Source organism: Planococcus sp. CAU13 (assembly GCF_000775575.1).
Taxonomy (GTDB): domain Bacteria; phylum Bacillota; class Bacilli; order Bacillales_A; family Planococcaceae; genus Planococcus.
On the sequence record NZ_JRGN01000224.1, the window covers coordinates 1 to 5,749 of the forward strand.

Annotated in this window: 6 protein-coding genes; 1 reads left to right on the plus strand and 5 read right to left on the minus strand. The window is 48.2% G+C overall.

What is annotated here, in order from left to right; all coding sequences use genetic code 11:
• Nucleotides 1–108: 108 nt before the first annotated feature.
• The 5 genes from KW93_RS10540 to KW93_RS10560 all read right to left on the minus strand — a co-directional run bounded on the left by KW93_RS10540 (nt 109) and on the right by KW93_RS10560 (nt 4,450).
• Nucleotides 109–519, minus strand: a complete 411-nt coding sequence (locus tag KW93_RS10540; RefSeq protein WP_033542975.1) for a Fur family transcriptional regulator — start codon at nt 517–519, stop codon at nt 109–111.
• Entirely contained in the window at nt 516–1,370 is an 855-nt protein-coding gene (locus tag KW93_RS10545; RefSeq protein WP_033542976.1) for a metal ABC transporter permease, read from the minus strand. Before KW93_RS10545 ends, KW93_RS10540 begins: the two co-directional genes overlap by 4 nt.
• Before the next feature lie 2 nt (nt 1,371–1,372).
• Nucleotides 1,373–2,137, minus strand: a complete 765-nt coding sequence (locus tag KW93_RS10550) for a metal ABC transporter ATP-binding protein (RefSeq protein ID WP_033542977.1) — start codon at nt 2,135–2,137, stop codon at nt 1,373–1,375.
• A 108-nt stretch (nt 2,138–2,245) separates the two neighbouring features.
• A complete protein-coding gene (locus KW93_RS10555) occupies nt 2,246–3,139 on the minus strand; it encodes a deoxyribonuclease IV (RefSeq protein WP_033542978.1) in 894 nt (297 codons plus the stop codon).
• Nucleotides 3,140–3,154: 15 nt separating this feature from the next.
• Entirely contained in the window at nt 3,155–4,450 is a 1,296-nt protein-coding gene (locus KW93_RS10560; RefSeq protein ID WP_033542979.1) for a DEAD/DEAH box helicase, read from the minus strand.
• 129 nt (nt 4,451–4,579) lie between these two features.
• Between KW93_RS10560 and KW93_RS10565 the strand changes: the two genes are divergently transcribed.
• On the plus strand, nt 4,580–5,560 hold the full coding sequence (locus tag KW93_RS10565; RefSeq protein ID WP_033542980.1) for a 4-hydroxy-3-methylbut-2-enyl diphosphate reductase: 981 nt from the start codon (nt 4,580–4,582) through the stop codon (nt 5,558–5,560).
• Nucleotides 5,561–5,749 lie beyond the last annotated feature (189 nt).

Here is a 5,749-nt window from a genome sequence, read left to right on the forward strand (position 1 = left end):
CCAACGGCCCAGCTCTTCGGGTCATAAGTCGACTCAGCTGCGTGGCCAAGGCCACTTCGCTGATCCGCCTTATGCCTTTCAGAGCTTAACGGGCGTTATCGCTTTTCTCTATTTGCATTCAGGACATCTGCCGTAAATCTCGAATTTGTGGTTGTCGATTTCGTAGGCCGGCAATGCCGCGCCCAGCAGATCCATCGGGCACAAAGGAATTTCCTTTATTTTGCCGCAGTCCATGCAGATAAAATGGTGGTGATGTGAGTCACTTTCACATTGCATACGGAAATGACGTTCACCTGACAGCTCGGTTTCTTCCAGAATGCCGAGGCTCACGAAAGTCGCCAGATTGCGGTAGACAGTATCATAGCTCATGCCCGGATAATCCCGTTGCATCACATCCAGCAGATCACGCGCCGTCAGATAGCGTTCATCGTTGGCAAACAACTCAAGGATCTGGTTTCGCTTCGATGTTTCCTTATAGCCCTTATCCTTCAGAATATCCCAAGCTTTTTGTAGATTCATGCGATCGCGCCCCTTTTCACGCTGACTGCTATTTTTTTATAAAGCAGAACCAGCAGCAATAATAAAATGGAAGTAACCACTATTGTGCCTCCCGGCGCCAGATTGAAATGGAAGGCAGCGATAAGGCCCACAATAACGGAAGCTTCGCCAAATACGATGGACAACAGGATGGTCTGTTTAAAGCTTTTTGATACACGCATCGCGGCTGCAACCGGAATCGTCATCAGCGACGATACCAGCAGGATTCCGACAATGCGCATCGATCCGGCGATAACGAGTGCCGTGACGATCATGAACATGAAATGTACCCATTTTGCCGGCAGACCTGATGCCCTTGCATATTCATCATCAAAGGACAGCACGAACAGCTCCTTGAAAAACAGGACGATGAATGCCATGACGACAATGGCGATTGCAACGACAATCCACAGGTCTTCCCTGCTGACAGCTGAAACTGAGCCGAATAAATAACCGAATAGATCGTTGGAGAATCCCTGTGCCAATGAAATGAAAATGGCGCCGAATCCGATGCCTGCCGACAGGATGATCGGAATCGCCAATTCCTCATAATGTTTATAGAGGCTTCGCAGCCGTTCTATCAGCACCGAACCGCCGACAGAAGCGGCAATTCCAAGAAACAGCGGATTCAGCGTTGCGAAAGCTGCCACACTTTGGCTCAAGTACAGGCTTCCCGCTATTCCAGCAAGCGTTACATGGCTGAGTGCATCCGCGATGAGCGACAGCCGCCGCACGACGATGAACACACCGAGTAAAGGTGCGATGACGCCGATGATGAGACCGGCGCCGAAAGCATTCTGCAGAAATTCATAAGTTAAAATAGCATCTATCATGGTCAATGGCCGCCTCCCGCATGATGGATTTTACGTACGGAATGGCCATACCAGGAAGCGCGTTCCTCATCACTCAAAGTCTGGAACTGTTCTTTGAAACCATGGAAATGGATGGTCTGGTTCAGGCACGCTACATGTGAAATCCGGTCTGTCACTGTATCTACATCATGTGTAACCATGACAAGTGTTATATCTTTTTCCCGGTTCAATGACGCCAGCATGTCGTAAAAAGCCTGTACGTTCTGGTGGTCGATCCCTACGGTCGGCTCATCCAGAATCAGCATTTTCGGCTTCGAAACAAGCGCACGCGCAATAAAAACACGCTGCTGCTGGCCGCCGGACAATTCACTGATGCTTCTTTTCAGAAATTTTTCCATGCCGACAGCGGTTAATGCTTCATTCACATCTTCATCCACTGTTTTTGGCAGGCGGTGGAACAATCCCGCTTTTTTTGCCAGGCCCCCGGCAACCACTTCTTCCACTGTCGCCGGAAAACCGGAATTGAACGAATTTGATTTCTGGGATACATAACCGATCCATTCACGGTTTTTGAAATTCTTCGAATCCATCCCGAATAATTTGATCGATCCTTTTGTCGGCTTGATCAGACCAAGCATAATCTTAAGCAAAGTCGACTTGCCTGAACCATTGGGTCCCAGAATGGCCAGGAAATCCCCTTTCTCCACTTTCATGGAGATATTGTCGAGCGCTTTGGTTTCTTCATAATCAAAGCTGATGTCTTTGATTTCAATCAATGGCGCATCCATAAAGCCGCCTCTTTTCTAATTAAGAATGATTACGATTTACATTTAAAAAGTATATGACAGTTTAAGCGCATTGTAAACCTAAACATCCCAAAAAGAAAAACTCCTCTATTAAAGAGGAGCTTTCATGTCTTCTATGACGCCTGGTGAAAAGATGCCCGCCTTGAACATCTCGATTTCAAAGGCGTATGGCGCTTTTTTGTTTTTGGCGTCTGTGCCAACATACGGAGTTTCCAGAATTTTCGGTACGTGCTTCAAATCGCGGTGATGGACGATGCCATTGAGTGCATCAAAGCCGATTTCACCAAAGCCGATATTTTCATGGCGGTCTTTCGCTGCTCCGCGGACATTCTTGCTGTCGTTTATGTGCAGCACCTGCAGGCGGTCAACACCGATAATGCGGTCGAACCCTTCCAGCACGCCGTCAAAATCTTCTTTGATGTTATAACCGGAATCATGTGTATGACAAGTATCAAAGCACACTGACAAACGCTCATTATTCGTGACGCCATTGATGATGGCAGCGAGTTCTTCAAAACTGCGGCCGCATTCCGAGCCTTTGCCGGCCATCGTTTCCAATGCAATATTCACAGGAAAATCCTGGCTCAGCACTTCATTCAGACCTTCAATGATTTTGGCAATTCCGATATCCGCACCGGCGCCGACATGCGCTCCCGGGTGAAGGACAATCTGTTTTGCACCCAAAGCAGCAGTCCGTTCAATTTCCTTTTGAAGAAATTCAACGCCCAGTGCAAAAGTTTCGGGTTTCTGGCTGTTGCCGAGATTGATGATGTACGGGGCGTGGACGACGATATTCGACAGGCCATTGGCCGCCATATGCGCCAGTCCCGCTTCGATATTCAGCTCTTCAATCGGTTTGCGCCGCGTATTTTGCGGGGCCCCCGTATAAATCATGAAGGTTGTTGCGCCGTAGGAAGCTGCTTCTTCGCTGGCTGCAAGCAGCATTTTTTTGCCGCTCATCGATACGTGAGATCCGAGTAACATAGAAAATTCGACTCCTTATTTCTTGCGGTTTTTTCTGCGTTCCGCTTTTTTGATTTCGTCCATTTTCCATTTCATCTTCTTCTTGTACATCGGTTTGACCGATTTCGGTTTATGGACCATCGTTTTCGCTTTGGCATCCGCTTCATTTGTCGTACGGACACGCGTTTTCCGGCTGTGGCGTTCTTTCAGGTCAACAAACTCACCCTTCACGATATCCTTTTGCTGGAACGGTATGCCCATTTTCTCGACACGCACAATGGCGTCGTCTTCTTCAGGTTTGAACAGTGTGATCGCAAGGCCTTTCATTCCCGCCCGGGCAGTACGGCCGACACGGTGAATGAAGAATTCCAGGTCTTCCGGCAATTCGTAGTTGATGACATGGCTGACACCCTGGATGTCAATGCCGCGTGCCGCTAAATCTGTAGCCACAATGTATTGATACTCGAGGTCACGGATCTGGCGCATCATTTTCACACGTTCACGCGGAGCAAGATCCCCGTGGACACGGCCGACTTTGATGCCAGATTTTGCCAATTGATCTGCCACGTAATCAGCATTGGTGCGTGTATTGACGAAAATGATTGCCAGGTAAGGGTTGATGATTTCCATTACTTCTTTCAGGCGCTCCATTTTCTTTTTGCTGCGCACCGGCACGAGGTAAAATTCAAGGCCTTCAGCAGTCGGTTTTTTGTCGTCAATTTTAATGTGGACAGGCGATTCCATGTACTTCTTCAGAAACGGTTTCAGCTTTTCGGGAATTGTGGCAGAAAAGACATACATTTCAAGGTTTTCCTGCATTTTTCCTGCAACCTGATCGATTTCCTCGATAAAGCCCATATCAAACGCCAAATCCGCTTCATCGACAACAAGGATTTTTGCCGTGTGGACGAACAGTGCACGTTCATTGACCATGTCCTTCAGTCGTCCAGGTGTACCGATTACAATATGCGGCTGGGTCTTCAGTTTATTGATGGAACGCTGTTTGTCTGTTCCACCGATAAACGATTTGACTTCGATGCCCGTCCCTTCTGTAAGCTTTAGGACTTCGTTGTAAAGCTGTGTTCCAAGCTCGCGCGTCGGCGCGGCGATGACCGCCTGCACTTCCTGGCGGCTCTCGTCTATCCGTTGAACGATGGGAATGATGAAACTGTGTGTCTTGCCTGTCCCTGTATGGGATTGGCCAATAGCACTATTGCCTTTCAATATATGGGGCATGATCTGTTTTTGGATCGGAGTCGGTTCTGTAAAACCGAGTTTCTCCACTGCCTCCAATAGGAATGGTTTTAATGAATATTCGTTGAAATTTGTCATGGGATATAATTCCCTCCTTACGCTTCGTATATTATAGCATAAACCGGCACTTCTGAGCGATGGAACTTTTGTAAAGCTGCACCGTCTCCGTTATAATGAAATTATTGATTGTTGAAAGGAGCGGTACAGATGAAAGTTAAGAAAATATCACCTAGAGGTTATTGCTACGGAGTGGTGGATGCCATGGTCATTGCAAAGAACGCTGCAATGGACGAGACTCTTCCCCGTCCCATCTATATATTAGGTATGATTGTGCATAATAAACACGTAACCGACGCATTCGAAGAGGATGGCATCATCACGCTGGACGGCAGCAACCGCCTGGAAATCCTGGAGAAAGTTGAAACAGGAACCGTTATTTTCACTGCACACGGTGTTTCGCCGCAGGTGCGTGAACTGGCACGCCGCAAAGGGCTCGTATCAATTGATGCGACTTGCCCTGATGTTACCGTGACGCACGATCTGATCCGCGAAAAAACAGCTGAAGGATTCCATATCGTTTATATCGGCAAAAGCGGCCACCCCGAACCGGAAGGCGCTATAGGCGTCGCTCCTGACCTGGTCCATTTGGTTGAAAACGTGGAAGACGTCAATAAGCTTGAACTTACTGCAGACAAAATCATCATCACGAACCAGACGACGATGAGCCAATGGGATGTCGTCGATATGATGAAACGTCTTAAAGAAAAATATCCGCATTCAGAAGTCCATAAAGAAATTTGCCTTGCAACTCAAGTGCGGCAGGAAGCCGTCGCCGAGCAGGCCGGTGAAGCTGACCTTCTGATTGTCATCGGCGACCCGATGAGCAACAACTCAAACCGTCTTGCCCAGGTGTCGCAGGATATTGCCGGCACACCGGCATACCGCATTTCTGATTTGTCCGAACTGAATCTTGACTGGCTGGAAGGCGTTGAAACTGTCGGCGTCACTGCCGGAGCTTCCACACCGACGCCGATCGTAAAAGAAGTGATGAACTTCCTTGATAAATTCGATCCGGCTGACCCATCCACACATGATTTGACACGCTCTGTACCACTCAATAAAATCCTGCCGAAGATCAAGCATCCGAAACCATCGGAACGCATTGAACCTTATCCGGTAGGGGAATAAAGTAAAGCGGCAACGCCCGCTAAGCTCTGAAAGCCATAAGGCGGGCCAGCGAAGTGGCGTTAGCCGCACAGCTGGACTGACTTATGACCCGAATAGCTGGGACGTTGGAGTCTGGACATAGAGATAAAAACAAAAAATGCCTCTTCTGCAGTCTGCAGAGGTAGTGACCCCTTAAAGTTAGAGTTTCAG

Excerpts from the sequence above, each read along its gene's own strand:
- KW93_RS10555 (WP_033542978.1), bottom strand. The coding sequence starts at position 3,139 with ATGTTACTCGGATCTCACGTATCGATGAGCGGCAAAAAAATGCTGCTT.
- KW93_RS10545 (WP_033542976.1), bottom strand. The coding sequence starts at position 1,370 with ATGATAGATGCTATTTTAACTTATGAATTTCTGCAGAATGCTTTCGGC.
- KW93_RS10565 (WP_033542980.1), top strand. The coding sequence starts at position 4,580 with ATGAAAGTTAAGAAAATATCACCTAGAGGTTATTGCTACGGAGTGGTG.
- KW93_RS10540 (WP_033542975.1), bottom strand. The coding sequence starts at position 519 with ATGAATCTACAAAAAGCTTGGGATATTCTGAAGGATAAGGGCTATAAG.
- KW93_RS10550 (WP_033542977.1), bottom strand. The coding sequence starts at position 2,137 with ATGGATGCGCCATTGATTGAAATCAAAGACATCAGCTTTGATTATGAA.
- KW93_RS10560 (WP_033542979.1), bottom strand. The coding sequence starts at position 4,450 with ATGACAAATTTCAACGAATATTCATTAAAACCATTCCTATTGGAGGCA.